Origin of the sequence: Streptosporangium sp. NPDC023963, assembly GCF_040639135.1 — a bacterium.
GTDB lineage: Bacteria > Actinomycetota > Actinomycetes > Streptosporangiales > Streptosporangiaceae > Streptosporangium.
Map to the genome: position 1 here is coordinate 25,263 of NZ_JBEZZK010000003.1, position 26,545 is coordinate 51,807.

A 26,545-nucleotide genomic window follows, 5' to 3' on the forward strand; every position below is an offset into this window, starting at 1 on the left:
TCCTGGGTCTTCATAGAAATGACGGTATTTCAACCACATTTCCCCTAGAGAACCCGGGATTCCCGGAGGTGCCCGCGGGCACCTCCGGCCGGCCCCGCCGGGCGGCGGCCCCCGCCCCGGGCGGGACGGGCGTGCCGCACCGGGGCGGCGGGGACTACCCGCAGGCGTTGGTCAGCTGCTGGACCCACTGCACCGAGTCGGTGGCCACCTTCTGGGCGGCGTCGACGGCGCTGTTGGCGTCGGTGACGTTGAAGCCCTCCAGGGTGCCGGAGACGCCCTCGGCGGCCTCCTTCAGCGAGGTGTTGGCCGCCGTGTCGGCCAGGTCGCCCAGCTTGGCGCCACCCTCGTTCAGCGCCTTCTCCATCGCGGCGGGGTCGTTGAGCAGCCCGGAGACCTTGGCGGCGGTCTCGGTGACGATGCCCGCGGCCTGCACGCACTGCTGTGCCTTGTCGATGCCCTGGCTCACCTCCTGGAGCTCGGAGCAGCCGGTGGTGACGAGGACGGCGGCCAGCGCAGAGGCGGCGAGGACGGGAATTCGTCGCGGAAGGGGTCGCATGACCCGACCCTACCCAACGGGCCGCCGCGGCAGGCGGTGCCGTACCGGCTCGTTACCCACCGGTCCGCCGGCGGGCCGGAACGCGGGGGAGACGGCGGAACCGGGAGGCGCGAAGATCGCGAAACCGGAACACGGGAGGTGGCGGAATCGGGACGCCGCGATGGTCGTACGATCATCAGTAATAACGATGAGGGGGAGACCATGACGACCTGTGAGCACATCGTGGAGGCCCAGGACACGCCCGCGCGCACTCCGCAGGGGTGCGAGGAGTGCCTGGCGACGGGCGGCCGCTGGGTCCACCTGCGCAGGTGCCTGGCCTGCGGGCACATCGGCTGCTGTGACTCGTCGCCCAGCAAGCACGCCACCGCCCACTTCGCGGAAGACGGCCACCCGGTCGTCGCCTCGTTCGAACCGGGCGAGGACTGGCGCTGGTGCTACGTGGACAACGTCATCGGCTAGTCGCGCTCCAGGGTGGCCTCTTCGAAGTCGATCTCGTGGAGGACCCGGCGGAGCACCTCGTCGTCGATGCGCCGCTCGTCGCGGAGGCGGACGAACACGTCGCGCTCGACCGTCAGCATCTCCCGGCGGAGCCGCCGGTAGACGTTGCTCGGCGTCTCCGCCCCCTCCTGCCCCGTGCCGCCGCCCAGGCGCTCCCAGGCGGTGAGGGTACGGCGCTCGGCGCGGGATCTGAGCTGGTCGACGACCTCCCGGTGGACCTCGTCGACGCCCTCCGCCACCAGCTCGTCCAGCCGGGCCAGCGAGGCCGTGGCGGCCGCCTGCTGCGCGGCCGCCTCCGCCAGGTTGTCGGTGTAGGTCTCCTGCGCGTTGGAGACCCTCAGCCTGCGGATCAGCGCCGGGAACGTCAGGCCCTGGACGAGGAGGGTGCCGATCACCACCGAGAAGGTGAGGAAGAGGAGCAGGTCGCGGCCGGGGAAGCTCGCCGGGATGGCGAAGGCCGCGGCCAGGGAGACCACGCCGCGCATGCCCGCCCAGCTCACGATGGTCACGTTCTGCCAGGTCGGCGCGTGGATCTCGGTCCTGCGGATCTTCTTCGACAGCATCCGGGGCAGGTAGATGCTGGGCACGACCCAGACCACCCTGGCGACCACCGCGGCGGCGAAGACGGCGAGCGCCATCCCGGCGAGTTTCCACCCGTCGCCCCACTCCAGCCCGCGCATGATCGGCCACATCTGCAGGCCGATCAGCGCGAAGACGATCGTCTCCAGGAAGAAGTCGAGGACCTTCCAGACCGCGTCGGACAGCAGCCGGGTGCCGAAGGCCGCCCTGGGCATGCGGTGGCCGATGTAGAGGCCGACGATCACCACGACGATCACGCCGGAGACGTGCACGCTCTCGGCCGCCAGGTAGACGGCGAACGGGATCAGCAGCATGACGGTGTTCTCGACGAGCGCGTCGCGCAGCCGGACCAGCACCCAGGCCAGGGCCCAGGCGAGCGCGAGGCCCATCACCACGCCGCCCGCCGCGGAGCGGGCGAAGTCGAGGGCGGCGTGCTGCCAGGTGATGCCCTGCCCGACCGCGGCGGCGATGGCCACCCGGTAGGCGGTGAGCGCGGTGGCGTCGTTGAACAGGCTCTCCCCCACCAGGATGGTGACCACCTTGCGGGGCAGCCCGAGCCTGCGGGCCACCGCGACGGCGGCGACCGCGTCGGGCGGGGCCACGATCGCGCCCAGCGCGAACGCGGCGGCGAGCGGCAGCTGGGGCAGGAGCAGGTGGGTGACCCACCCGATGACCAGCGTGGTGAACAGCACCAGGCCGACCGAGAGCAGCGCGACCGGCCTGCGGAAGTCGTTGAGCCTCAGGTAGGAGCTGTCGATCGCCGCCGAGTAGAGCAGCGGGGGCAGGAAGACCAGCAGGACCAGCTGGGGGTCGAGCTCGTAGGTGGGGACGAACGGCGACAGCACCACCCCGGCGAGCACCAGCAACAGCGGCGCGGGCCATCCTTTGCGCCTGGCCACCGCGGCCACCGCGATCGCGACGACCGACACGGCCAGCATCTGCAGCACCGTCGACTCGTCCACGCCACCCCGCCCGATAGGGATCGATCAGCCTATGTGCCCCGGCACGCCTCGCGAACCGCCCGGGGCGGCCGAAACCACCACACGGCGCCGGACCACGGACCCGGCGGACGCCACACGGTATCCCCTCCGGCGGCGAGCTCGCGACCTGGGCCCGGCGGCGCCGGGTCTCGGAGGAAGATCACCAGTCGCGGTGCTCGTCCCTGTCGTCGCGGCGACGGCCCTCGCGGCGCCCGCCCTCGTACTGGCGCCCGTCGTCGTACTGGCGCTCGTCGCGGCGGCGGTCGTCGTACCGCTCGTCGTAGCGCTGCTCGTCGTAGCGCTGCTCGGGGCGGAGCCTCTCGCCGGTGGAGTGCGGCGGTTCCTGGACGTAGGGGCGGGGCAGTCTCTGGTCGGGCGCCGCCTGGCCGAGCAGGCCCAGCGGGTCGGACGGGTCGACGTCCTGCTGCGGGTAGGCGGGCGGCGAGCCGTACAGGTCGCGCAGGTCGGCCGGGTGACCGGCCTGGTGGGACTGGTGGGGCTGCTGGGCGCCGAACGCGTACGGGTCGGGCTGCGAGGGGGGCGGGTAGCCGCCGCCGTACTGGTCGGCCTGCGCGTTCCCGTAGGCGGCCTGCTGCTGGGCGGCGAACCCGAAGGGGTCGGTCGAGTTCTGCTGTCCCGGCCCGTAGGAGTCGGGCTCCGGCCGCTGGGCGGAGTCGGCGAACTGGCCGAAGAACTGGTCGGGGCGCGGCGTGAACGGGGCGGCCGGCTTCTGCCGGCCCTCCGGGGGCGCGAACGGGTCGACGGGCTGGGGCGGCACGCCGTACGGGTCCGGCTGCTGGGCGCCGAACCGGTCGGCGGGCCCGGCGTAGGGGTCGGGCCGCTGCTGGACGGGCGGGGCGGCGTAGGGGTCGGGCTGCTGGACGCCGTACGGGGGCTGCGCGGGCGGATAGCGGTCGCCGGACAGCTGGTAGGCGGGCTCGCCGGGGACGGGACCCGCGCCGAGCGGCTCGACGGGCTGCGGCTGCCCGTAGGGCAGGGAGTCGTTCACGATCATGTTCTCGCGTGGCACGGCGTCGGAGGAGCCGTATCCGGGGGCCATCCGGTCCTGGGGCCGGTCCAGGGGCGGCGGCACCACGCCCCGCGCGACGAGCACGTCGTTCGGGCCCAGGGCGGCGACCTGGCGGGGTTCGTCCAGCGGCGAGGGGGCCAAGGGGATGTGGCCCGCCGGGTCGGGATACTGCTGCGGCTGGGCGTAGTCCTCGGGCCGGGGCCGGGCGTACTGGCCGGTGCCGGGATACTCGCCGTAGGCCTGCGGCTCGTCCTGCGGGGGCTGCTCGGCGTGCACGGGCTCGCCCACCTCGTCGGGGTACTGCCCACCGGCCTCGACGAAGCCCTCGTCAAGGGTGTCGACCAGGCGCCCCACATCGCTCATGGGCATGCGGAAACTCGCGGTGCACATCTCGCCGCGCCACAGGCTCAGCACCAGCGTGCCTTCGTGCCAGGTGACCCGGAGCACCCGCTCCTGGCCACGCTCGTCAAAGAACACCTCGCCGAACGACGGCAACGGGACAACTTCCGACATGGAGGACATAGTGCTTTAACCAGCCTTTATTCGTCCACTCGACCTCGGGAAACCCTACCGAACCGGTCTTTCCATCCCTATCTTCCGCCCCAACGGCACCAGAACGGTAGACCTTCCCTTGACCTTACGAGGATTGATGAGCCGGGTGATCCAGCCAGTTTGCCATGCGAGGTGAACCCCGGGTTCCGGAATACGGGTATGCGTCCAGCCGCGACTCGCCGGAGCAGCCGCGACTGTCGGGCCGAACGGGTACGGTTGGCTGTCGTGCCGACCGACTCCATCGCCCCATCCGAAGACGTCTCCTCAAAGGTGGATATTCCCCCGGTTGAGGATCTGCTGAGCACCGCCGTCGAGGCGGTGGGCGGGGTCGAGCGCCCCGGCCAGATCACCATGGTGAGGGCGGTGCAGCACGCGATCGAGTCGGGCGACCACCTGGCCGTGCAGGCGGGCACGGGCACCGGCAAGTCGCTCGCCTACCTGATCCCCTCGATCAGGCACGCGATGACCTCCAAGGGCGCCGTGGTCGTCTCCACCGCCACCATCGCCCTCCAGCGCCAGCTCGTCGACCGCGACCTGCCGCGCCTCGCCAAGGCGCTGGCCCCGCAGCTGCCGCACGAGCCGGCGTTCGCGATCCTCAAGGGCCGCCGCAACTACCTGTGCCGCTACAAGGCGAGCGCGGGGTGGCCCGACGAGGAGCAGGACCAGCTCTTCGACCCCCGGGAGGTCAACGCGACGGGCCGGATGGTCCAGCGCATCCAGGAGTGGGCGAACGAGACCGAGACCGGCGACCGCGACGAGCTCGTCCCCGGCGTCAACGAGCAGGCCTGGCGGCAGTTCTCGGTCAGCGCCAGGGAGTGCCTGGGGGCCACGCGCTGCCCGAGCGGCACGGAGTGCTTCGCCGAGCTGGCCCGCGCCCGCGCCGGCGAGTCCGACGTGGTCGTGACCAACCACGCGCTGCTCGCGATCGACGCGATGGAGGACTTCCCGCTCCTGCCCGAGCACGAGGTGGTCGTGGTCGACGAGGCCCACGAGCTGGTCGACCGCGTCACCTCCGTGGTCAGCGGCGAGCTGTCGGAGACGATGATCACGGTGGCCGCGCGGCGGGTCGGCAAGCTCATCGAGCAGCACCTCGCCGACCGGCTCATGGAGAGCGGCGAGGACCTCAAGTCCCTGCTGGCCGCCGCTCCCGCCGGGCGCCTCGACGAGCTCCCCCAGGTGCTCGGGATGACGCTCGCCCTGATCCGCGACGCGGCGTGGGCGTGCATAACGGCCCTCGGCCCGCGCAACGGCGACAAGGACGACCCGGAGGGCGCGGGGCTGCGCAGGGCGGCCTTCACCTCGCTGGACGAGGTCCACGACACCGCGCAGCGCATGCTCGACGCCTTCGGCCACGCCGAGGAGGTCGACCGCGCCGAGGTGGTCTGGCTGGAGGCGGGCACCGACCGGCGCCCGCCCCTGCTGCGGGTGGCGCCGCTGACGGTGGCGGGCATGCTCCGCGACAAGCTCTTCGGCGACCGCACGGTCATCCTGACCTCGGCCACGCTCGCCCTGGGCGGCGCCTTCGACGGCCTGGCCCGCCAGTGGGGCCTGGGCGGCGGCAGGAGCGCCGCCGAGGACGAGAACGGGAAAGAGGGGAAGAAGGAGGGGAAGGGCGGCAAGGGCCGGGCCGGGTGGGCCGGCATCGACGTCGGCTCCCCCTTCGACCACCCGCGCAGCGGCATCCTCTACGTCGCCAAGCACCTGCCCCAGCCGGGCCGCGACGGCCTGCCCGAGGCCTACCTCGAGGAGATCACCGAGCTGATCGAGGCCGCGGGGGGCCGCACCCTCGGCCTGTTCTCCTCGATGCGCGCGGCCAAGGCGGCCACCGAGGCGTTGCGCGACCGGCTGAGCGTGCCGCTGCTCTGCCAGGGTGACGACTCCACGATGCTGCTGGTCAAGCAGTTCGCCGAGGACGAGCCGACCTGCCTGTTCGGCACGCTGTCGCTCTGGCAGGGCGTCGACGTCCCCGGCCCCTCGCTGCGCCTGGTCATCATCGACCGCATCCCCTTCCCCCGCCCGGACGACCCGCTCAGCTCCGCCCGCCAGCGCCACGTCGCCGCCAAGGGCGGCAACGGGTTCATGTCGGTCGCCGCCACCCACGCCGCGCTGCTCCTCGCCCAGGGCGCGGGCCGCCTGCTGCGCAGCCAGCACGACAAGGGTGTGGTCGCGGTGCTCGACCCCCGGCTGGCGACGGCCCGTTACGCCGGGTTCCTGCGCGACTCCCTGCCGCCCTTCTGGCCCACCAACGACCCGGCGAAGGTCCGCAGCGCCCTCAAGCGCCTCAGCGATTCCTGAGGCCGCCGGCCGCGCGGGACACCCGTGCCGAGGCGCCCCGCGCGGGGCTCGTACGAACCGGCCGTGGCTACGGACCGGCCGTGGCCCGGCACGGGTTCCGGGGCGTCTCGGAGGCGTGGGCTCAGGAGGTGGTCTCGGCGATGGCCTGCAGGGCCAGCACGTACGACCTCAGACCGAAACCCGCGATGGTGCCGGTCGCCACGGCGGCGACCACCGAGGTGTGCCGGAACTCCTCGCGGGCGGCCGGGTTGCTGATGTGCACCTCGACCAGGGGCGCGGTGCGCTGGGCGATGGCGTCGCGCAGCGCGTAGGAGTAGTGGGTGAACGCCGCCGGGTTCAGCACCACGGGGATCCGGCCGTCGGCCGCCTCGTGCAGCCAGCCCAGCATCTCGGCCTCGTCGTCGGTCTGCCGGACGTCGACCGACAGGCCGAGCTCCCTGCCGGTGTCCCGGCAGAGCGCGGCCAGGTCCGCGAAGGTCTCCGCGCCGTAGACATCCGGCTCGCGGGTGCCGAGCCGCCCCAGGTTGGGGCCGTTGAGCACGTAGACGGGTCTCATCGGGTCACTCACCGCTCCTTGATGGCCGCGCGCCTGCCGCGCGGCCGACGTCACTCACCCGGCGCGCCGCCCGGCACGGTCCCGCCGCGCCTCGCCGGCGCCCCGGAACCGGCCCCCGCCGCGCGGAAGCCCCCGGGCCGCCGGGAGCGTAGGAGGCGTAGGGGGCGCACGGGGACGCGAGGCTCACCGGGCGACCTGGTGGTAGGCGGCCTCGAGGAGTTCCTCCGGCGGGTCGACCAGCGGGGACACCTTCGCCAGGTCGTCCAGGAGGACGAAGCGCAGCTTGGCGCCGCGGCTCTTCTTGTCGAGGCGCATGTGGTCGCGCAGTTCCGGCCAGGCCTCGCGGCGGTAGGCGGTGGGCAGCCCGACCGAGCTCAGGATGGACCTGGTCCGCTCCACGAGGTCGGCGCCGATCCTGCCGTCCAGGCGGGACAGCTCGGCGGCGTAGACCATGCCGATCGCGACGGCCTCGCCGTGGCGCATCCGGTATCCCTCGACGCGCTCGATGGCGTGCGCCAGCGTGTGGCCGTAGTTGAGGATCTCCCGCAGGCCACCCTCGCGCAGGTCGGCTCCGACGACGTCGGCCTTGATCTGGATCTTCCGCTCGATCAGCTCCCGGGTGTGCCGCCCCTCGGGGAGCCTGGCGCCCTCCGGATCGTCCTCGATGAGCGTGAGGATCCGCGGGTCGGCGATGAAACCACCCTTGACGATCTCCGCGAGGCCGCCCACGTAGTCGTCGCGGGGCACCGAGACCAGCGTCGCCAGGTCGCACAGCACCCCGGCGGGCGGGTGGAAGGACCCCACCAGGTTCTTGCCCTCGGGGGTGTTGATGCCGGTCTTGCCGCCCACCGCCGCGTCGACCATGCCCAGCAGGGTGGTCGGCACCTGCACGACCTTGACGCCGCGCAGCCAGGTGGCGGCGGCGAACCCCGCCAGGTCGGTGGTGGCTCCCCCGCCGACGCCGACCACGGCGTCGGAGCGGGTGAGGCCCGCGCGGCCGAGGGCGGACCACAGCCCCGCGAGCACCTCGACCGTCTTGGCGCGCTCGGCGTCGGGCACCGGCAGGGCGACGACCTCGTACCCGGCCGCCTCGATCGCGCCGCAGACCGGGCGGGCGATCTCCGGCAGGCTCTCCGGGTGTATCACCGCGACGGTGCTCACCCCCGCGCCGAGCAGGCCGGGCAGCTCGCCGAGCACCCCGGTGCCGACCACCACGTCGTACGGGCTCTCGCCGGGGACCTCGATCCTGGAGATCGTCACGGCTTCAGGCCCTCCACGATCTCGTCGACGATCTGGCCGGGATCGCGCTCGTCGGTCGCCACGACGATCGTGGCCAGTCCCTCGTAGACGGGACGGCGGGCGTCCATCAGCTTCTTCAGCTGGCTGCGCGGGTTCAGTACGAGCAGCGGCCGCGCCGAGGCCAGGCCCACCCGCTGGACGGCGTTGGAGAGGCCGACCTCCAGGTAGATCACCGGCTGCCCGGCCAGCAGCTCGCGGGTGGCCTCGGCGAGGACCGCGCCACCGCCCAGGGAGAGCACGCCGTCGTGCTCGGCCAGCGCCCGCCGCACGGCGTCGGCCTCCAGCTCCCGGAAACGCTCCTCGCCGTCCTCGATGAAGACGTCGCTCACCGGCTTGCCCGCCGTGCGCTCCACGTCGGCGTCGGTGTCGCGGAAGGCGACTCCGAGCCGCTCGGCCAGGAGCTGCCCGACGGTCGACTTGCCCGATCCCGGAGGACCGATCAGCACTGCTCGGGGACTCATCTGCTCTCCTTCGACGCCGGCCCGCTCACCGGGGAACCGGGAGCGCCCTCGCCCGGACGCCCGCTCACTTGATCACCAACGAGGAGAGGTAGCCGGACAGGTTGCGGGCGACCTCCTCGACGGAGTCGCCGCCGAACTTCTCGATCGCCGCGTCGGCCAGGATCAGCGCGACCATCGCCTCGGCGACGATCGCGGCCGCCGGGACCGCGCACACGTCGGAGCGCTCGTGGTGGGCCTTGGCGGCCTCGCCGGTCAGCACGTCGATGGTGGCCAGCGCCCGGGGGACGGTGGAGATCGGCTTCATCGCCGCGCTGACGCGCAGCGGCTCGCCGTTGGTCATGCCGCCCTCGACGCCGCCGGCCCGGTTGGTCGTCCGGCGTACGCCGTCGGCGGTGTTCTCGATCTCGTCGTGGGCCAGGGAACCGGGGCGGCGGGCCGTCTCGAACCCGTCGCCGACGCCGACGCCCTTGATCGCCTGAATGCCCATCAGGCCGGCCGCGAGGCGGGCGTCGAGGCGGCGGTCCCAGTGGGTGTAGCTGCCCAGGCCCGGCGGCAGGCCGTAGGCGATCACCTCGACGACGCCGCCCAGGGTGTCGCCGTCCTTGTGCGCCCTGTCGATCTCGGCGACCATGGCCGCGCTGCCCTCGGGGTCGGCGCAGCGCACCGGATCGGCGTCGACCGCCTCCAGGTCGCCGGGGCCGGGGACGACGCCCCGGGTGCTGACGGCCCCGCCGATCGAGACGACGTGGCTGACGATGTCGACGCCGAGGGCCTGCTTGAGGAAGCTCCGCGCCACCTGGCCGAGCGCGACGCGGGCGGCGGTCTCGCGGGCGCTGGCCCGGTCGAGCACCGGGCGGGCGTCGTCGAAGCCGTACTTCTGCATCCCGGCGAGGTCGGCGTGGCCGGGACGGGGGCGGGAGCGCGGCGCGTTGCGCGCCTGGCCCTCCAGCACGGCCGGGTCGACGGGGTCGGCGGCCATGACCGTCTCCCACTTGGGCCACTCGGTGTTGCCCACCCGGATGGCCACGGGGCTGCCGAGCGTCCGGCCGTGGCGGACCCCGCCCGCGATGGTCACGACGTCCTGCTCGAACTTCATCCGCGCGCCACGGCCGTAGCCGAGGCGGCGGCGGCGCAGCGCCTCGTCCAGCTGTGCCGTGGTCACCTCCACCCCGGCGGGCAGGCCTTCCAGGATCGCGACGAGCTCGGGGCCGTGGGACTCTCCGGCGGTCAACCAGCGCAACATGGTGACAAGTCTTCCACGTGTCGCCCACTGGAATGGCCTCCGTTCACCGGTTGAGACATCCGCCGGTGATCGTCCCGCCGGAGGCTGGAGGCGGCGGCAGAGGCGGGCGGCCCAGAAGCGGGTGATCCAGGGGCGGGTGATCCAGGGGCGGGTGATCCAGGGGCACGTGGTCCAGAGGGTGGACGGTCATGAGGGCGGCCCGGCCAGAAGGCGGTCCAGCCAGAAGGCGGTCCAGTCAGAGGGCGGTCCGGTCAGAGGGCGGCTAGGACGGCGGCCAGGGCGCCGATGGCCATGAAGGGGCCGAAGGGGATCTCGCTCTTGCGGCCCGCGCGGCGCAGCACCATCAGGGCGGCCCCGTACAGCCCGCCGGCCAGGAGGCCGAGGAAGGCCCCGGTGACCAGGGTGTCCCAGCCCAGCCAGCCGAGGGCGGTGCCCAGGCTCGCCGCGAACTTGACGTCGCCCAGCCCCATCCCCGCCGGGTTGACCAGGAACAGCACCAGGTAGAAGCCCGCCAGGGCGAGGCCGCCCAGCCCGGCGCCGAGCAGGTCCCCGAGGCGGCCGTCGGCGAGGGCCGGCACGGCCAGCGGGGCGGCGGTCCCCAGGTAGGCGGCGAGGGTGAGCCGGTCGGGCAGCCGGTGGACGGCGGCGTCGACGAAGGACAGGGCGACGGCGACCACCGCCAGCCAGCCGAAGGCGAGCAGCTCCCCCGTCCTGCCGACCGGCGTGATCCCCGCCCCCGGCGCTCCCGGCCACGCGGCCGTCCCCGCCGCGTCCGGCCACAGCGCCCGCAGCGCGAGAGCGGCCAGCACCGCCGCGGTCACCCCCTCCACCGCCCCGGCCGCGGGCCAGGGGCCGTACCGTCCCCCTTCGGCCTTCTCGGCCCCTTCCGCCCTCTCGGCCCCCTTGGCCCCCTCGGCCCTTTCCGCCCTCTCGGCCCTATCAGCCCTTTCCGCCCTCTCGGCCCTTTCCGCCCCCTCGGCCGCCGAGTGGCGGGCCACCACGCGCCGCGTCCCGGACCCGATCGCCAGCCCTGCCAGGGCCGCGAGCGCGGGGAGGAGCAGAAGGGTCACCGGGGGGCTCATGGACCGACCATAATCCGCGAACCCCGGCCGCGCCGGGGATCCCGGGCACTCCCCCGCCCCGTCCGGGGGCGGAAGTGACCTCGGAGGTCATTGACGGGCACCGCGATGATCACGGAGGCTGGAGGCATCCCTACCCCCGGAGGGCCGGACGGCGTGGACACGGATCGCTTCAGCAAGATTCCCGCGGTCATCGCGTCACTCGTCCTCCTGCCGGTGCTGCTCGAACTCCTCGCGTGGTACATCGAGGGCGAGGAGTACGACGTGGCCCGCGCGGTCACCGTGATCGCGGTGATCGTGACGCTCGCCCTCATCGCCACCGTGCTCGGCCGGATCAGGGCGCGGCTGCCGGTGCTGCTGGTGGTCGCCCTGACGGTCACCGCGGCGGGCGAGGCGGTGCTGGGGTTCGTGGCGGCGTTCGGCCCGGTGCTCTGGCGGGGCGGGGTGCCCGGCGAGTTGCACGGGCTGATCACCGCGGGGGTGAGCGCGTTCGCCGTCGCCACCGGCGTCTACCTGCTCGTCCAGTACCGCCGGGGCCTCTACCTGCCGTACCTGGAGGCGGGGATGGGCCCGCTGCCCACCGCCACCAAGCGCAGGGTGATCGGCGAGTCGGAGATCCTGATCCGCACCATGCCGGGCATCGGCCCCTCGGTGGAGAAGGCGCTGGCCAGCTGCGTGGCCATGGTCGACCAGGACGACCTGCACTTCGTGGCCTACTTCGCCGACCAGAAGTGCTGCTTCTACACCGACGTGCTGGAGGACGGCGACCTGGCCCACTTCTTCCACGAGACCGACCAGGAGGAACGCAGGAAGATCTACCTCAAGGCCGGAAACCAGCTCAACTGGCTCACCCAGCGGCTCAACCGGCAGCTGCGCAGGCTGGAGGGGGGCGTCCTGATCCGCACGGTCCTCGACGTGGAGCGCGGGGCCATGTTCTTCTACTGGATCGACGAGACCCGCTACCTCATCGGGGTGACCCTGGACCAGCGCAAGGTCGAGACCTCCGACGACAAGATGGCCAGGCTCGTGGACACCATCCGCGGGCACTTCACCCTGCCCCCGATCAACCAGCGAGAACGCGCCCCGAAGCCTCAGGGGCACCTGCGATCCATTCCGAGGAGTGAGCGGTGGCCCGAATCGGGCTCTTGATCGTCGTCGTCGGCCTCGGCTGGCTCGCCGCCGACCTGGGCGGCCTGCGCAATCTGGAACACTCGGGCGCGTACGTGCTGTTCAGCAGCCTGCTGCTCGCGATCGGCCTGTACGGCAGCACGCACGGGATCGACCGCGCCGAGGCCAGGGAGCACTCCCGGCTGATCGTGCTCGCGGTCACCGTCGGGGTGCTGCTGAAGGCGGCGTTCATCGCCGGGGTCGTCTACCTCGTCTCCGGCGACCCCCGGGCGCTGATCATGGCGGTGGTGGTCGCCCAGATCGACCCGCTGTCGGTCGCCGGGGTGATGCGGGACAGCCGGCTGTCGAACCAGGCGAAGACGATCCTCGGCGCGTGGTCCTCCTTCGACGACCCGGTGACGATCATCCTGGCCGTCTACGCGGCGGCGCTGGTGAGCGGCTCGGGGGGCGGCGGTCTGTCGGCCTCGTACTTCGCCGACCTGGGGCTGAACGTGCTGTTCGCGGGCGCGGTCTACCTGCTGTGGCGGCTGATCAGGAACGCCCCGCCGGTGCTGACGTACGTGACGGCGGCCGGGGCGGTCGTGTCGGCCGCGTGGACCTCCCTCATGCTCGGCATAGCGACCGCCGGGCTCTACCTGCGCCTGCCCGACGCGCGCTGGCTGGGCCGGGCGGTGAGCGTGGCGTTCGCGCTGTCGGCGTTCCTGATGGGCCTGCTGCTCGTCGGCGGGACGAACATGGGCATGGGCGTGCTGCTCGGGCTGGCCGCGTACGCCGCGCAGATGGTCGCCGCGCTGGTGCTCACCCACGGCCTGCCGATGATCGACCGGGTGCACCTGGGGCTGGCCCAGCAGAACGGAGTGACGGCGGTGATCCTCGCCCTGGTCTTCGAGCGCGACTTCGGCGGGTTCGTCGCCGTGGTCGCCCCGGCGATCCTGACGGTCAACCTCGTCCACGCGGCGGCCAACCGAACCGCCGACGCCTGGGAGGCTCGTCGATCTCTTCGATCCGCGCCACGGTGACGCCGGGGGCCTCGGCCCCCAGCCGGTCGAGGGTGCCCGACTCGACCGCGGCGAGCGCCCGCAGGAGACCGCCCTCGATCACGAAGGGCACCGGGCCCGCGACGTCCATCACCACGGCCGCGGTGCCCTCGTGCACCGCCGCCTGGCAGACCTGGAGGATCGTGGCCTGGATGGGCCTGGCGTCGGGGCGCCAGCGCCGCAGCGGCTCCATCCCGGTGAAGGCGAGCACCGCCTCGCGGCCGTCCGCGCCGACGAGCTTGGGGAGAGCCATCTCGCTCTCCTTCTCCTGCCGCAGCCCGTGCTCGCCGATCTCCGACTCCTTCAGCAGGGCGACCACCGGCACGAGCAGCCGGGCCCCGCTCAGCGCGGCGACGACCTCGCCGGCCTGCGCCTTCCCCGCGGCGAAGGCCGCGAGCACGGATGTCACGGCGGCGTCGGCGGCGCCGTCGTCGCCGGGGACCAGGGGCTGCGGAATGCTCGGCACGAACCGGGAGCCTACCCGCGGCCGGGACGGGAGGACGAACGCCCCGCCCGGCGCGCGCCCCGGCCCGCCCGGGTGCGGCACGGGCCGGGGCGGGTGCCGCCCACCGGCGCCGCCCGTCAGGAGCGCGCCCGTCAGGAGCGCGCCCGGGTACGGCACGGCCGGGGCGCGTGCCGCCCGTCAGGAGCGTGTCCGGGTACGGCACGGCCGGGGCGCGTGCCGCCCGTCAGCCGAGGTCGGCGATGGCGGCCACCGGGCCCCCGCCGCTCGGCCCCTGGTGGACCGCCGCGACCGAGACGAACACGGCCGGGTCTCCGGTGACGCTGGCCGCGACGCCGCCCACGGTGGCCTTGATCTGGCGGTGCCAGTGCACGTCGGAGTCGTCGAGCATGATGTTGCGGCGGCCGCGCACGCTGCCCGACGGGTCGGCCTCGCACTTCATGAAGACGTTGACGAGCCGGTCGCCCAGGTCGGACGGGTGGGGGCGCTCCGGCAGCTCGATGCCGCTGGAGCGGATCGCCTCCCAGATGCCGTCGGCGTCCAGCGCGTCCTTCATGACCGAGTGGCCGATCCGGTAGCGGCCGCCGATGCCCCGTACGTTGCCGACGACCACGATCTGGGCCCGGTCCAGCTCGACGCCCGAGGAGCACGACGCGACGGAGGAGTAGAGCGACAGGTCGCGGTGGATCTGGTCGGCGGCGGGCATCTCGATCTCGCCGAGGGCGACGGCGACGCCGAGCGCGGTGGTGGAGTTGGAGATGTCCATCGACGGGCCGGTGTCCTCGATCACCACGTCCTTGCCGCGCGACTTGGCGTCGTTGATCGTGGACAGCGTGAGCAGCGGGGTCTTGGTCTGGACGTAGTGGACGTCGGCGGGGTCGTCGATCCCGGCGAGCTTCATGGCCTCGCGGACCCCGGCGGCGACCTTCTCCACCATCGCGGGGCGGCCGATGTCCTCGGGCAGGATCACGTCGCTCATCGCGATGCCGACGCTCACCCTCGGCTCGTCGTTCGGCTCGGCGTTCGCGGTGGTGGCGAAGATCGTGGCGTGCGGGCTGAGCACGCCGTCGGTCCCGCCCGACCACACCAGCGGCACGCTCTCGGGGGACGGATGCCCCTTGGCCGCGAGCACCCCGCGGAAGGCCGTGTCGGCCAGGATGCGGGTGTAGTCGTTCACCCCGCCGTTGCCCTCGGTCTTGCCGATCACCGCGAGCACCCGGTGCGCCTCGATCACCCCGTCGTCGATGAGCCGGGCGAGCCCGGAGGCGTCGGTCACGCTCTCGATGGGGACCTTGCGCACTTCAATGGGTTCGGGCATCCCTGCCACCTTTCGATCGCGTCATGTTCACTTTCGCACCACGGTGCCGGTCTCCCCGGTGAGCGCCGCTCCCATGTCCTCGAGAGAGGTGATCACCGACCGGTCGCCGCCCTGCTCGACGAAGCGCAGCGCGGCCTCGACCTTCGGGCCCATGCTGCCCCCGGCGAAGTGCCCGGCGGCGTGCAACACGCGCAGCTCGGCCGCGGTGACGTGGCCCAGGGGCCGGGCCCCGGGCGTGCCGAACCCGACGACGGCCCGGGGGACGTCGGTCGCGATGACCAGGACCGTGGCCCGCACGGCCCGGGCGAGCACGGCGGCGGCCAGGTCCTTGTCGATCACGGCCTCGACCCCGGCCAGCCGCCCCTCGCCGTCGCGGGTCACGGGCACGCCGCCGCCGCCCGCGGCCACGACGGTGAACCCCGCGGCCACCAGCGCGGCCACCGCGGGCGCGTCGAGGATCTCCAGCGGCTCGGGGGAGGCCACCACGCGGCGCCAGCCGCGCTCGAACCGGCGCCAGGTCTGGCCGAGGTCCTCGAAGCGGCGTGCCTCCGCCTCGCTGAAGTAGCGGCCGATCGGCTTCACGGGGTCCTGGAAGGCCGGGTCGGCGGGGTCGACGAGCGTACGGGTGACCACGACCGCGGCGCGGCCGCCGAGCGCGTTGAGGATGAGGGTGCCGATGGTGGCCTGCGTCTGCGCCCCGCACCAGTCGAGCGGCACCGGGGGCACGACGTGGGCGGCGAGCTGGTTCTTCAGGATCAGGTTGCCGACCTGGGGGCCGTTGCCGTGGGTGAGGGTCACCTGGTGGCCGTCCTCGATGAGCGCGACGACGTGGCGCACGGCCTGCTCGACCGCGCGGTGCTGGTCGACCGGCGAGGCGCCGCCGTCGGGCCCGGTCATCGCGTTGCCGCCGAGCGCGATCAGTACTCGTTCACCCACCTGGCCGACGCTAACGGCCTCCCCGCCCCACCTCATGGGCACTCGTTGCCCAAGGGGTACCGTTCCTTCGGCACAACCAGCCAACCGGCCGGCTTTCGTGCGTCGCGAGGGACGGCCGCTCACCCCAGGAGCGTCCGGGCCGTCCTCTCGACCACCGGCGCACGCTGCGGCTGCAGGTAGAAGTGGTCGCCGGGGAAGACGGTCAGGGAGAAGTCTGAGCTCGTACGGGTCTCCCACGACTTGGCCTGGGCCGGGGTGACCACCGGGTCGGCGTCGCCGACGAAGGCGGAGATCGGGGTGTGCAGCGGAGGTCCGGGACGGTGGCGGTAGGCCTCGACCAGGCGGAAGTCCGCGCGTACGTAGGGCAGGACGATCTCGCGCATCGCCCGGTGGGACAGGATCTCCACCTCGGTGCCGCCGAGCTTCGCCAGCTCGGCCACGAGGCGGTCGTCGTCGTACTCCGAGATCGGAGGCCTGTCGCGGGGATCGTGCGGCGCTCTCGCGCCGGACACGAACAGCCGTGCCGGAGCGATTCCCCTGGTTTCGAGGCGACGCGTGACCTCGTAGGCGAGCGTCGCCCCCATGCTGTGCCCGAACAGCGCGAAACGCCTGTCCAGCAGCGGCAGCATCGACCCGGTCACCTCGTCGGCCAGCGTGTCCATGTCGTCCGGCGACGGCTCGTTGAACCGGTCGGCCCGGCCGGGCAGTTGCGTCGCGTGCAGCTCGACGGACGCGGGCAGCAGCTCGGACCACGCGCGGTAGGCGGTGGCCGACCCTCCCGCGTGCGCGAAGCAGAACAGCCTCGTGGTCGCCCCCGGACGGGGGAAGGGGCAGCGCAGCCAGCTCATGCGACTTTTCCGCTCACTGTCCCGTGGCCTTGGCCGGGGTGCCGGGCCGCGTGTCGGTCCGGCCGGCCTCGATGTGCTTCACCGCGTGTCCTCTCTGGAAAGCGCCGCGATCTCCGCGACGGGCCCGGGATGCACCATGTTCGCATGCCGCGGGCGACCGGATGATCGCGGGCGGCGCCGGGACAGGCTCGGCGCTTCATATCCCAAGACAGGCCTCACATCCCGAGACAGGCCTCACATCCCGAGACAGGCCTCGAAGACGGCGGTGAGGCGGGCGACCACGACCTCGTGGTCGGGGGCCGCGGCGGCGTCGGGACCGTAGAGCTGGCGCATCGTGCCGGTGCCGGTGACGAGCGCGGCGGCGACCGTCGCCCGGAAGGCCGCGTCGGGCCCGGAGAGCCGCGCCGACAGGGGTTCCAGGATCGCCGAGCTGACCCGGTCGCGGATGATCTCGTGGATCTCCGGGGAGCTGGACGACCGGATGAGCGCGGCGAGCACCACGCTCCCCTGGTCGGAGCGGAGCCGGTCGGCGACGTACTCGGCCAGGCGGCGGGGCAGCTCCTCCTCGGGCCCCTCCAGGACGCCGGGGAAGCGCCCCTGCATCGCGAGCACCTCGGCGAACAGCTCCCGCTTGCTGCCGAAGTAGCGGTTGATCAGCGCGATGTTGGCGTCCGCCTCCGCGGCGATCGCCCGCATCGTCACCTGGTCGTACCCGAGGTCGGCGAACAGCCGGCGGGCGGCGTCGAGGATGCGCCGCCTGGTGCCCTCCCTGTCGCGCTGCCGTGTCTCGTCCACCTACGGGATCCTTCCAGATTTGACGAGTAAACAAGCGTCTACTAACTTCATGTGTACTGTACATGTATTGGGGGAAGGTTCATGCCGACCGAACAACAGATCCAGGCCGAGGCCGCACCGGTTTTCACCCACAGACAGGTGCTGGAGATCCTGGCCGGACTGATGCTCGCCATGCTGACGTCGATGATCTCGACCTCGGTGGTGGGAACCGCGCTGCCGACCATCGTCGGCACGCTCGGCGGCCAGGACCAGCTCGCCTGGGTGGCCAGCGCGACCCTGCTGACCATGACCGCCTCCACCCCGATCTGGGGCAAGCTCTCCGATCTCTACGGCCGCAAGCTCATGTTCCAGGTCGCGCTGGTCGTCTTCCTGCTGTCCTCCGTCGCCGCCGGCTTCTCCCAGGACATGGGCCAGCTCATCGCGGCCAGGGCGGCTCAGGGCATCGGCGCCGGCGGCCTCGCCGCGCTGCCGCAGATCATCCTCGGCGACGTGGTCGAGCCCCGCGAGCGCGGGCGGTACTCCGGCTACATCGGCGCGGTCTTCGGCGTCTCGACGGTGACCGGCCCGCTGCTCGGCGGGTTCATCGTGGACAACATGTCCTGGCGCTGGACCTTCTGGATCTGCGTGCCGCTGGCCGTGGTCGCGTTCGTCGTCATCCAGAAGGTGCTGAAGCTGCCGCTCGTCCGCCGCGACACGAAGATCGACTGGTGGGGCGCGACCTTCATCACCGGCGGCACCACCGCGCTGATGCTGCTGCTCTCCCTCGGCGGCAAGGAGTTCGGCTGGAACTCCGCGTGGACCTACGGCCTGGGCGCGCTCAGCCTGGTGCTGTTCGGCCTCGCCGTCGTCGCCGAGCGCAAGGCCGCCGACCCGATCCTGCCCCCGCACCTGTTCCGCAACCACACCTTCGTGCTCACGTCCGTCGCCTCCCTGCTGGTCGGCGCGGCGATGTTCGGCGCGCTGATGTTCCTGCCGCAGTATCTGCAGATCGTCAAGGGCATGAGCCCCACCGGTTCGGGCCTGATGACCCTGCCCCTGGTGCTCGGCCTGCTCACCTCCTCGATCCTGACCGGCCGGTTCGTCAGCCGGACGGGCCGATGGAAGATCTTCCCCGTCGTGGGCATGCTGCTGGTCGCGGTCGGCCTGTTCCTGCTCTCCCGCCTGCACGTCGACAGCTCGCTGGTGATCGTCGGCCTCGACAACGCGGTGCTCGGCATCGGGCTCGGCGCCTCCATGCAGATCCTGATCCTGGCCGCCCAGAACGCGGTGACCCGCGCGAACCTCGCCTCGGCGACCTCCGGGGTGTCGTTCTTCCGCTCCCTCGGCGGCGCGGTGGGCGTCGCGGCCTTCGGCGCGATCCTGTCCAACCGGCTCACCTCGGAACTGATCTCCCTGGCGAAGGCGGCACACCTGCCGCTGAGCGGTGGCACGGTTCCCAGCCTCGGCTCCCCCAAGGCCATCCACGATCTTCCCGCGCCGATCCTGGAGATCATCCTGGAGGCCTTCACCCGGGCGATGAGCGCGGTCTTCTTGGTCGGCGTCCCGATCGCCGTCCTGGCCGCGGTGGCCGCCCTGATGCTCAGGGAGATCCCCCTGCGCTCGGCGCGGACCGCCACCCCGGCGGTCACCGCCGACCCGACCGCCCCGCCGGTCGCCACGACCGATCCGCTCACCCCGCCGGCCTCCCCGACCGATCCGGCCACCCCGCCGGCCGTCGCGGGAAGGCGGTAACGCCCCCGCGCCGCCCGGGACCGGCCCGCTCTCCGGCCGGCCCCGGGCCCTCCCACGCCCGTCTCACCCGAGCCGCCCGCCCCTGGAGGGGGGCGATCCTCCCGGCGGCGCCGCGAGGATCGCCCCCCTTCCCCGTCCGGGGGTCAGGCCCCGGCGCGAGGAAACAGCGGACACGGCCCGCACCACCGCACCCCGTCCGGGGGTCAGGCCCCGACGCGAGGAAACAGCGGACACGGCCCGCACCACCGCACCCCGCCCGAAGGTCAGGCCCCGGCGCGAGGAAACAGCGGACACGGCCCGCACCACCGCACCCCGCCCGAAGGTCAGGCCCCGGCGCGAGGAAACAGCGGACACGGCCCGCACCGCCACCCGCGGGCGGCGGACGTCAGAGCGTCCACTTCTGGTTGGCCCAGCCGTTGCAGTTCCACAGCTGTACTTTGGTCCCGTTCGCGTTGATGGTCCCCAGGTCCGCGTCCAGGCAGCGCCCGTTGTACATGCTGTAGATCGTGCGGCTCGTCGCGTCGTAGATCCATTTCTGGTTGGCCCAGCCGTTGCAGTCCCAGAGCTGCACCTTGGTCCCGTTCGCGTTGATGGTGCCGAGATCGGCGTCCAGACAGCGGCCGTTCTCCTTGCTGTGGATCGTGTGACTGGACACGTCGTAGCTCCACGACTGGTTGTCCCAGCCGTTGCAGCCCCACAGTTGCACCTTCGTCCCGTTCGGGCCGATGCTGCCGAGGTCTGCGTCCAGACAGCGCCAGTTCTGGTGGCTGCGAATGGGACCCCAGGCCGCGGACTCCGAACCCGAGGCGGTCGCCGCGCCGGGGACGAACCCCGCGCATCCCAGCGCGACCGCCGCCGCCGACGCCAGCACCCTGAATCTCCGTCGCATCGTCGATGCTCTCCTTCCTGCGAATCACGGCAGTGTGGAGAGCGGCGCACGCCACCGGGAGGAAACCGCCCAGCCCGATCCACTCCGCACCGCGCGCACCGCTCCCGCGAGCACGCCCGGCCATCACTCTCCGCAGCAGAAGGTACACGCAGAGAGATCGATTCCGGGTCGGCGACACGACGACCGGCGTTTCGCGGGGGTACGGGCGTCCTCCGGGCGGGCTACCGGGGCCCCTCCCCCGCGAGGGAGCCCGTGGCGCGCTCGGCCGCCGTGATCGCGTTGCGGAACAGCATCGCGACCGTGGTGGGCCCGACCCCGCCGACCCTGGGGGTGATGGCCCCGGCCACCCGGGCGCAGGACTCGTCGACGTCGGGCAGCAGGCGCCTGCCCTCGTAGCGCACCCCGCCCCCGATGACGACCGCGCCGGGCTTGACGTGCTCGGGCTGGACGATCCCCGGCACCCCCGCGGCGGCGACCAGGACGTCGGCGCGCCGCGTGTAGCGGGGCCAGTCGCTCACCCCGGTGTGGACGACGGTGACCGCCGCGTTCGCCGTCGGGCGCTTCTGCGCGAGGAGGATCGACAGGGGACGGCCGAGGGTGGCCCCGCGGCCGAGGACGACCACCTCCCGGCCCGCCACCGGGATGTCGTAGTACGCGAGCAGCGCCTCGATCCCGGCGGGCGTGCACGGCAGCGGGCCGGGAAGCTCCAGCGCCAGCCGCCCGATGTTGAGCGGGTGCATGCCGTCGACGTCCTTGTCCGGATCCATGACCTGCAGGGCCCGGTCGTAGTCGAGGTGCTTGGGGACGGGGTGCTGCACGAGCAGCCCGTGCACCGCCGGGTCGTCGTTGAAGGCGGTGATGACCGCGTGCAGGTCCGCCTGGGTGGCACTCGCGGGCAGGTGCTCGTGCGGCGAGGCGAAGCCGAGCTCGGCGGCCTGCCGCTGCTTGATGCGGATGTATCCGGCGCTGGCGTCGTCGTCACCGACCAGGACCGTCGCCAGGCTCGGGGTGACACCCTCGCGGGTCAGGGCGGCCACCCGCGCGGCCACGTCGGCGAGGATCCTCTCGGCCACCGGGCCGCCCGGGAGAAGCCGGGCCGACGGCGCGCTCTCGGACTCCGGGCCGTTCGCTGCGAACTGGGACATGCGCGTCCTCTCGGCGTGGGCGCCCAGGCGGTCGACTCCCACGACGAGCTCCCCGATGGTTGATGCCATCCCCTAGCCGCCAGTCGCGTCACCCCCAGGATGCCCGATCACCCCCCGCCGGGTCGAACCGCCCCCGCCGCCGCGCCGAGACCGGCCAGGCGGCTCACGGCCTCGTCGATGACCTCGTCCCGCTTGCAGAAGGCGAAGCGGACGAAGTGCCTGCCGCGCTCGGGGCGGGCGTAGAAGACCTGGGTCGGGATGGCGACCACGCCCGCCAGGGACGGCAGCTCGCGGGTCAGGGCGAGGCCGTCGGTGAAGCCCAGGGGACGGATGTCGGTCTGCACGAAGTAGGTGCCCGCGGGGCGGTAGACCTCGAAGCCCGCCGCGGACAACCCCGCCGTCAGGCGGTCGCGTTTGGACTCCAGGTCCGCCCGCAGGGAGGAGACCCAGTCGAGCTCGTGGCGCAGGCCGTGGGCGACGGCGAGCTGCCAGGGCGCGGCGGCGGTGAAGGTGAGGAACTGCTTGACGGTCTGCGCGGCCCTGACGAGCTCGGGCGGCGCGCAGATCCAGCCCGTCTTCCAGCCGGTGACCGAGAAGGTCTTGCCCGCGGAGGAGATCATCACGGTGCGCTCGCGCATGTCGGGCAGGGTGGCGATCGGCACGTGCTCGACACCGTCGAAGGTGAGGTGTTCGTAGACCTCGTCGGTGACGACCACCAGGTCGCGCTCCAGGCACAGGCGGGCGATCTCGTCCAGCTCGGCGCGGGTGAAGACGGTACCGGTGGGATTGTGCGGGGAGTTGACCAGGACGGCCCGGGTGCGCGGCCCGGCGGCGGCGCGCAGCTCGGCGGGGTCGAAGGTGAAGCGGCCCTCGACCGGGCGCAGGGTGACCGGGCGCAGCACGGCCCCGGCGAGGGCGACGGCGGCGGCGTAGGAGTCGTAATACGGCTCGAAGGCGATCACCTCGTCGCCGGGCTCGCACAGCGCGAGGATCGTCGCGGCGATCGCCTCGGTCGCGCCGACGGTGACGAGGACCTCGCCGTCGGGGTCGTAGTCGAGCCCGTAGTGGTCCTTGCGGTGCTCGGAGACGGCCCGGCGCAGCTCGGGCACCCCCGGCCCCGGCGGGTACTGGTTGGCGCCCTCGCGGATCGCCGACACCGCGCGCTCCAGCATCGCGGCGGGCCCGTCGGTGTCGGGGAAGCCCTGCCCGAGGTTGATCGAGCCGGTCCGCAGGGCCAGCGCCGACATCTCGGCGAAGATGGTCGTGCCGAACTCGCGCATCCGCGCCACCAAAGGATCACTCACGCGCTCCAGCGTAGTCCCGCCCCCGCGGCGCCTCGCGGTCACCGCCGCGTTCTCCTCCCGGAGAACATCCTGGCGACTTCCCGGAGGACATCCCCGCGGACCCACCATGACGCGCCGAATGCCTGGTCCGTCCCCGGCTTCGTAAATGCGGGCGGCCGTGAACACCGCGGCGGTGAATCCCCGTTCCGTAGATCACCGAAAGCCTCTCTCGGTGGTGATGGTCCGACGTAGGGTGAACGCGAAGTCTCGGGAAACCACCGGCGGAGACGACTGACAGATGGCGAACAGCGAGAAGACCGCGGAGACCTCGCCTTCGACGGACACCACCGGCTCGACGGAACGCGCGTGGCAGATGGTGACCGGTTTCTCCAACGCCCTCGTCCAGACACTGCTGGTGCTTCTCGCCCTCTCCATTTCCACCGCCTCGAAAGTGCTCCTGGTCTGCGGGATTCTCGCGCTGACGGCATTGACCATCTTCCCCGGCCACCTGCTGAAGAGCACCGCCTGGCTGCGCCGCGCGATTCCGGGACGGCTGTACGGCCTTCTCGGGACGTTCTCCCAGTGGGTGCGCCAGGACGCCTGGTGGCTGCTCTCCGCCGGGGTCCTGGTCACCGTCGTCGTCACCCTGGCCGTCGTTCCCAAGGACGAGCCGTGGGTCACCTGCCGGATCCCCGACGAGATCACGCTCCTGGCCTCCGCCGAGACCTCCCCGGCCATCCAGCGGGCGGCCGGCGAGTTCATGGCCGGGAAGACCGACTGGTGGGGCTGCCGTCAGATGAACATCAACGTCAGCGGGCTGCGCGCCGACGAGGTCCGGGACCGGCTGGGCGACTGGACGTTCCCCGTCCAGCCGGCGACCGGGCGGACGGCGGAGCCGATGCCCCTGCGGCCCCCGGGCGCCCGGCCCGACGGGTGGATCGCCGACTCCCCGCAGGAGATCGACTACCTGGACAGGAGCGCGGACGGCATGCCGGCGTTCGGCGCGCGGACGGTCGTCGCGACCTCGCCCCTGGTCATCGCCGCGCCGGAGGAGCTCGCCGAGGAGCTCACCGAGGCCAACAGGAAACCGGGAGACCGCGACTGGGCCGACCTGCTGCGAAGCAGGCCGGGCGCCCGGCAGGTCGTGCGCACCCACCCGCTGGCCTCCAACGTCGGCCTGATGGCCACGGCCGCCGCCCCCGGCCGCGCGGAGGGGCTGTCCACGAAGGTACGGCCGGGCGACGACGTCCGCGACGTGATGTGCCGGTACGCGGGCTCCCTCGACACGTCCGCGATGGTCCTGACCGAGCAGCAGTTCCACGAGCTCAACGTCTCCCTGTCGGGCGCCGACCCCGCGCTCCCCGCGTCGGGCGGCTGCGCCGTCCCCGGTGCGGGCTCGCCGGGTGCCGCCTCCGCGCCGGAGAACGCCGGGGACCGGCCGCCGTCGCTGACCGCCGTCTACCCGAGGGGCGGCCACGCCATGAGGTACGCCTGCGTCTCCAAGCGGTGGCCGGACCTGAGGCGGCCCCCCGCCGTCGAGCGGACGGTCAGGGAGTTCTGCGACTTCTTGCGGGAGGCCCTCCCCCGCTACGGATTCCGTGACGCCGAGGGCCGTCTGAACGTCGGGAGGCTGCCGGCGAAGGCGCCCTGGCTGAGGCCGGGCGCGCCGGTGGCGGCGGGCTGGAGGCCGGACATCTCCAAGCTGCTGTACAAGCTGGCGACCCCGCTCGCCGACCACGTGCTCGTCGTGGTCGACGTCTCCGGGTCGATGGCGGGCAACAGGGTGAACGACGGCAGGTCACGGCTGGAGGCGGCGATCCAGGTGGCCCAGCTCGCCGTCACGTCCAGGCGCGGTGAGCTGACCACGGGGATCATGACGTTCTTCCCTGACGACGACGACGGCCGCGGTGTCCCCCTCGCGCCCGTCGCCGACGAGGGAAGGGCTCTCGCCGGCAGGCTCACCGCCGTCCAGAAGGCCTACCGGGACAGCTCGCACCGCGATCCCCCGATGCGCCCCATCATCAGGGAGGCGCTCGGCCAGATGGCGAGGATCGGTGACCCCGGGGAGCGGAAGGCCGTGCTCGTACTCACCGACGGGGGGAGCCCTCACGGGCTGACCGTCGGGGACCTCAGGGAACACGACGGTGTCCGCCTGCTGATGCTCTCCTTCGACCTGCACGGCTGCGCCACGGCCCCGCTGCCGAAGCTCAGGGACGAGGGCCTGATGTCCTGCTACGACGCGAGCACCGACCCCGACCAGAAGCTGGACGACGCGTTCACCGAACTCCGGACGGTCACCGATTGACGTCCTCCCCAGGGCCGAAGCCCGAGGTCTCCCCGCTGGAGGTATCCGATGAGCCGCCCCTCGCCGTCCACGACGTCCGCCCCGGGCGGGACGGGCGGGCGGGGCACGCCCTCCGGCGCGAAGCCGGTCGGCCACGGGGTGATCCTTCTCCTCCTGCTGCTCGTCCTTCTGCCCTCCCTGGGGGCGAGCGCCGCGCCCACCCCGCCCCCCGGCCCGCCCAGGGACGACTGCGTCCTGCGCATCGCCAGCGGCGCCGACGTCTCGGGAGGGGCCCGCGAGCGGGCGCTCCAGGCCGTCTGGAACGGCTTCGGCGGCAGGCCCCGGGCGTGCTTCGTGGCGATCTCCTCGGTCGCGGACGAGCAGCGCAGCGCGATGATCTCGGCCGCCCAGTCGAAGGCCGGGCACTACGACGTGTACAACCTCGACATCCAGTGGATCCCCGAGTTCGCCGAGGGCGGCTATCTGCGCCCGATCGACACCTCCGAGCACGGCGGGACCAACGACTTCCTCTCCCAGATCTGGTCCGCGGGCGCCTGGGACGGCGTCCAGTACGCGGTGCCGTTCAACACCGACGTGGGGCTCCTCTACCACCTCGACGACCTGCGGGAGCCGAAGGACTGGCGGGACATGACCGGCCTCGCGAAGGCGCGCCGCGCCGGTCCCGGCTCCACCGTCCTCGGGCTCACCGGGCAGTTCGCCTCCTACGAGGGGCTCACGGTCAACGCCCTGGAGGCGATCTGGGCCAACGGCGGGGACGTGGTCGACGCGAACGGCCGCGTGGTGATCACTCAGAAGGAGGGCGTGGAGGCCGTCCGGCGGCTCATCGAGACGGTGCGGGCCGGCGTGATCTCCGGGGAGACCCTCGGCAGCACGGAGACGGAGTCGCTGACCGCCTTCCGCAAGCGGCACGCGCTGTTCCTGCGGCACTGGCCCTCCGCCCACGAGGTGCTCTCCGGGGAGTCGAAGTCGGGAGGGGTCGCCTTCCGCGCGGCACCGCTGCCCTGGCAGGGGGTCCTCGGCGGCCAGTACCTCGCCGTCTCCCGGCACACCGTCCGGCGCGACGCCGCGCAGCAACTGGTGGCGGCGCTGACCGGCGGGGAGGCGGCCAGGCTGCTCTACCACTGCGGCGGGTTCGCCCCCGCCAGGGTCTCCGCGCTCTACGCGCGGCCGGAGAGCGGCTGCGGCGGCCCGTCGCCCGCGGCGACCCCGTCCGAACCCGCCGCCGAACCCGCCGCCCGGCCCGGCTCCACCCCCTCCCCCGCCGCCGAGCCCGAGTCCGAGAGCGTGCGGCCCGACACGCTGCTGCGCGCGCTGACACAGGCCAGGGCCCGCCCGCCCTCCCCGTACTACAGCCAGTTCAGCCGGGTCTTCCGCACGGAGGTCCACGAGCTGCTCGGCTGCTGGTCGCTCGGGCGCAAGGGGTGCGAGGACGCCAGGACGTTCACGGCCGGCCTCGCCCCCAAGCTGAGAAAGGCGCTGGCCGGCGGCTGACCCCCGTTACCTTCCTCACGTCCCCACCGTGAGGTGGGGAGCCGGGTC

General features: G+C 72.9%; 23 protein-coding genes. 7 read left to right on the forward strand and 16 right to left on the reverse strand.

Annotated features, from left to right (window positions below):
* Positions 1 to 154: 154 nt before the first annotated feature.
* Positions 155 to 556, reverse strand: a complete 402-nt coding sequence (locus AB0F88_RS11390; RefSeq protein WP_362680753.1) for a hypothetical protein — start codon at positions 554 to 556, stop codon at positions 155 to 157.
* A gap of 201 nt (positions 557 to 757) precedes the next feature.
* Between AB0F88_RS11390 and AB0F88_RS11395 the strand changes: the two genes are divergently transcribed.
* Entirely contained in the window at positions 758 to 1,015 is a 258-nt protein-coding gene (locus AB0F88_RS11395) for a UBP-type zinc finger domain-containing protein (RefSeq protein ID WP_362680756.1), read from the forward strand.
* Here the strand turns inward: AB0F88_RS11395 and AB0F88_RS11400 are convergent.
* Together AB0F88_RS11400 and AB0F88_RS11405 are read right to left on the reverse strand one after the other, a co-directional pair.
* Positions 1,012 to 2,595, reverse strand: coding sequence for a Na+/H+ antiporter (locus AB0F88_RS11400; protein ID WP_362680759.1), 1,584 nt, complete (start codon positions 2,593 to 2,595; stop codon positions 1,012 to 1,014). The genes AB0F88_RS11395 and AB0F88_RS11400 overlap by 4 nt on opposite strands.
* Positions 2,596 to 2,773: 178 nt before the next feature.
* On the reverse strand, positions 2,774 to 4,156 hold the full coding sequence (locus AB0F88_RS11405) for a hypothetical protein (RefSeq protein ID WP_362680762.1): 1,383 nt from the start codon (positions 4,154 to 4,156) through the stop codon (positions 2,774 to 2,776).
* A 264-nt stretch (positions 4,157 to 4,420) separates the two neighbouring features.
* On the opposite strand from AB0F88_RS11405, the gene AB0F88_RS11410 reads away from it, so the two are divergent.
* A complete protein-coding gene (locus AB0F88_RS11410) occupies positions 4,421 to 6,490 on the forward strand; it encodes an ATP-dependent DNA helicase (protein WP_362680765.1) in 2,070 nt (689 codons plus the stop codon).
* A gap of 121 nt (positions 6,491 to 6,611) precedes the next feature.
* Here AB0F88_RS11410 and aroQ read toward each other — a convergent pair whose 3' ends face one another.
* The 5 genes from aroQ to AB0F88_RS11435 form a co-directional block, all read right to left on the reverse strand.
* Complete coding sequence (gene aroQ / locus AB0F88_RS11415; protein WP_362682458.1) at positions 6,612 to 7,046, reverse strand: type II 3-dehydroquinate dehydratase; 435 nt, start codon at positions 7,044 to 7,046, stop codon at positions 6,612 to 6,614.
* A gap of 183 nt (positions 7,047 to 7,229) precedes the next feature.
* The gene (gene aroB, locus AB0F88_RS11420) at positions 7,230 to 8,306 is read right to left on the reverse strand and encodes a 3-dehydroquinate synthase (RefSeq protein WP_362680768.1); all 1,077 of its coding nucleotides are present in this window, start codon (positions 8,304 to 8,306) and stop codon (positions 7,230 to 7,232) included.
* Positions 8,303 to 8,806 carry a shikimate kinase gene (locus AB0F88_RS11425; RefSeq protein ID WP_362680771.1) on the reverse strand — a complete coding sequence of 168 codons (504 nt, stop codon included), beginning with the start codon at positions 8,804 to 8,806 and terminating at the stop codon, positions 8,303 to 8,305. Before AB0F88_RS11425 ends, aroB begins: the two co-directional genes overlap by 4 nt.
* A gap of 64 nt (positions 8,807 to 8,870) precedes the next feature.
* Positions 8,871 to 10,049: a chorismate synthase gene (gene aroC / locus AB0F88_RS11430; protein WP_362680774.1), complete on the reverse strand. Its 1,179-nt coding sequence runs from the start codon at positions 10,047 to 10,049 to the stop codon at positions 8,871 to 8,873.
* A 251-nt stretch (positions 10,050 to 10,300) separates the two neighbouring features.
* Positions 10,301 to 11,131 (reverse strand): A24 family peptidase, encoded by an 831-nt coding sequence (locus tag AB0F88_RS11435; RefSeq protein ID WP_362680777.1) that lies wholly within the window; start codon positions 11,129 to 11,131, stop codon positions 10,301 to 10,303.
* A 153-nt stretch (positions 11,132 to 11,284) separates the two neighbouring features.
* On the opposite strand from AB0F88_RS11435, the gene AB0F88_RS11440 reads away from it, so the two are divergent.
* Complete coding sequence (locus tag AB0F88_RS11440) at positions 11,285 to 12,277, forward strand: hypothetical protein (RefSeq protein WP_362680780.1); 993 nt, start codon at positions 11,285 to 11,287, stop codon at positions 12,275 to 12,277.
* On the forward strand, positions 12,256 to 13,275 hold the full coding sequence (locus AB0F88_RS11445) for a hypothetical protein (RefSeq protein ID WP_362680783.1): 1,020 nt from the start codon (positions 12,256 to 12,258) through the stop codon (positions 13,273 to 13,275). The genes AB0F88_RS11440 and AB0F88_RS11445 overlap by 22 nt, the downstream gene beginning before the upstream one ends.
* Here AB0F88_RS11445 and AB0F88_RS11450 read toward each other — a convergent pair.
* From AB0F88_RS11450 to AB0F88_RS11470, 5 genes are all read right to left on the reverse strand, one after another.
* Positions 13,196 to 13,759: an SseB family protein gene (locus AB0F88_RS11450; RefSeq protein WP_362680786.1), complete on the reverse strand. Its 564-nt coding sequence runs from the start codon at positions 13,757 to 13,759 to the stop codon at positions 13,196 to 13,198. The genes AB0F88_RS11445 and AB0F88_RS11450 overlap by 80 nt on opposite strands.
* A 223-nt stretch (positions 13,760 to 13,982) precedes the next feature.
* Positions 13,983 to 15,074, reverse strand: a complete 1,092-nt coding sequence (locus tag AB0F88_RS11455) for a ring-opening amidohydrolase (protein ID WP_362680789.1) — start codon at positions 15,072 to 15,074, stop codon at positions 13,983 to 13,985.
* Between the two features lie 27 nt (positions 15,075 to 15,101).
* Positions 15,102 to 16,010, reverse strand: coding sequence for a carbamate kinase (gene arcC / locus AB0F88_RS11460; RefSeq protein ID WP_362680792.1), 909 nt, complete (start codon positions 16,008 to 16,010; stop codon positions 15,102 to 15,104).
* Positions 16,011 to 16,129: 119 nt separating this feature from the next.
* Positions 16,130 to 16,858 (reverse strand): alpha/beta fold hydrolase, encoded by a 729-nt coding sequence (locus AB0F88_RS11465; protein ID WP_362680795.1) that lies wholly within the window; start codon positions 16,856 to 16,858, stop codon positions 16,130 to 16,132.
* 234 nt (positions 16,859 to 17,092) lie between these two features.
* Entirely contained in the window at positions 17,093 to 17,653 is a 561-nt protein-coding gene (locus AB0F88_RS11470) for a TetR family transcriptional regulator (protein WP_362680798.1), read from the reverse strand.
* Positions 17,654 to 17,734: 81 nt separating this feature from the next.
* Here AB0F88_RS11470 and AB0F88_RS11475 point away from each other — a divergent pair, with 81 nt between their 5' ends.
* Positions 17,735 to 19,384, forward strand: a complete 1,650-nt coding sequence (locus tag AB0F88_RS11475) for an MDR family MFS transporter (RefSeq protein ID WP_362680801.1) — start codon at positions 17,735 to 17,737, stop codon at positions 19,382 to 19,384.
* A gap of 385 nt (positions 19,385 to 19,769) precedes the next feature.
* Here AB0F88_RS11475 and AB0F88_RS11480 read toward each other — a convergent pair whose 3' ends face one another.
* From AB0F88_RS11480 to AB0F88_RS11490, 3 genes are all read right to left on the reverse strand, one after another.
* Complete coding sequence (locus AB0F88_RS11480; RefSeq protein WP_362680804.1) at positions 19,770 to 20,273, reverse strand: RICIN domain-containing protein; 504 nt, start codon at positions 20,271 to 20,273, stop codon at positions 19,770 to 19,772.
* Between the two features lie 221 nt (positions 20,274 to 20,494).
* Positions 20,495 to 21,418 (reverse strand): tetrahydrofolate dehydrogenase/cyclohydrolase catalytic domain-containing protein, encoded by a 924-nt coding sequence (locus tag AB0F88_RS11485; protein ID WP_362682460.1) that lies wholly within the window; start codon positions 21,416 to 21,418, stop codon positions 20,495 to 20,497.
* Positions 21,419 to 21,525: 107 nt separating this feature from the next.
* Positions 21,526 to 22,722 carry a pyridoxal phosphate-dependent aminotransferase gene (locus AB0F88_RS11490; RefSeq protein WP_362680807.1) on the reverse strand — a complete coding sequence of 399 codons (1,197 nt, stop codon included), beginning with the start codon at positions 22,720 to 22,722 and terminating at the stop codon, positions 21,526 to 21,528.
* Between the two features lie 277 nt (positions 22,723 to 22,999).
* On the opposite strand from AB0F88_RS11490, the gene AB0F88_RS11495 reads away from it, so the two are divergent.
* Positions 23,000 to 25,006 (forward strand): VWA domain-containing protein, encoded by a 2,007-nt coding sequence (locus AB0F88_RS11495; RefSeq protein WP_362680810.1) that lies wholly within the window; start codon positions 23,000 to 23,002, stop codon positions 25,004 to 25,006.
* Positions 25,007 to 25,054: 48 nt separating this feature from the next.
* Positions 25,055 to 26,497, forward strand: a complete 1,443-nt coding sequence (locus AB0F88_RS11500; RefSeq protein ID WP_362680813.1) for an extracellular solute-binding protein — start codon at positions 25,055 to 25,057, stop codon at positions 26,495 to 26,497.
* The last annotated feature ends 48 nt before the right edge of the window (positions 26,498 to 26,545 follow it).

Coding starts and splice junctions, on each gene's coding strand:
- AB0F88_RS11435 (WP_362680777.1), bottom strand. CDS start 11,131: ATGAGCCCCCCGGTGACCCTTCTGCTCCTCCCCGCGCTCGCGGCCCTG.
- AB0F88_RS11455 (WP_362680789.1), bottom strand. CDS start 15,074: ATGCCCGAACCCATTGAAGTGCGCAAGGTCCCCATCGAGAGCGTGACC.
- AB0F88_RS11495 (WP_362680810.1), top strand. CDS start 23,000: ATGGCGAACAGCGAGAAGACCGCGGAGACCTCGCCTTCGACGGACACC.
- AB0F88_RS11500 (WP_362680813.1), top strand. CDS start 25,055: ATGAGCCGCCCCTCGCCGTCCACGACGTCCGCCCCGGGCGGGACGGGC.
- aroC (WP_362680774.1), bottom strand. CDS start 10,049: ATGTTGCGCTGGTTGACCGCCGGAGAGTCCCACGGCCCCGAGCTCGTC.
- AB0F88_RS11405 (WP_362680762.1), bottom strand. CDS start 4,156: ATGTCGGAAGTTGTCCCGTTGCCGTCGTTCGGCGAGGTGTTCTTTGAC.
- aroQ (WP_362682458.1), bottom strand. CDS start 7,046: ATGAGACCCGTCTACGTGCTCAACGGCCCCAACCTGGGGCGGCTCGGC.
- AB0F88_RS11425 (WP_362680771.1), bottom strand. CDS start 8,806: ATGAGTCCCCGAGCAGTGCTGATCGGTCCTCCGGGATCGGGCAAGTCG.
- AB0F88_RS11475 (WP_362680801.1), top strand. CDS start 17,735: ATGCCGACCGAACAACAGATCCAGGCCGAGGCCGCACCGGTTTTCACC.
- AB0F88_RS11480 (WP_362680804.1), bottom strand. CDS start 20,273: ATGCGACGGAGATTCAGGGTGCTGGCGTCGGCGGCGGCGGTCGCGCTG.
- AB0F88_RS11485 (WP_362682460.1), bottom strand. CDS start 21,418: ATGTCCCAGTTCGCAGCGAACGGCCCGGAGTCCGAGAGCGCGCCGTCG.
- AB0F88_RS11395 (WP_362680756.1), top strand. CDS start 758: ATGACGACCTGTGAGCACATCGTGGAGGCCCAGGACACGCCCGCGCGC.
- AB0F88_RS11465 (WP_362680795.1), bottom strand. CDS start 16,858: ATGAGCTGGCTGCGCTGCCCCTTCCCCCGTCCGGGGGCGACCACGAGG.
- AB0F88_RS11390 (WP_362680753.1), bottom strand. CDS start 556: ATGCGACCCCTTCCGCGACGAATTCCCGTCCTCGCCGCCTCTGCGCTG.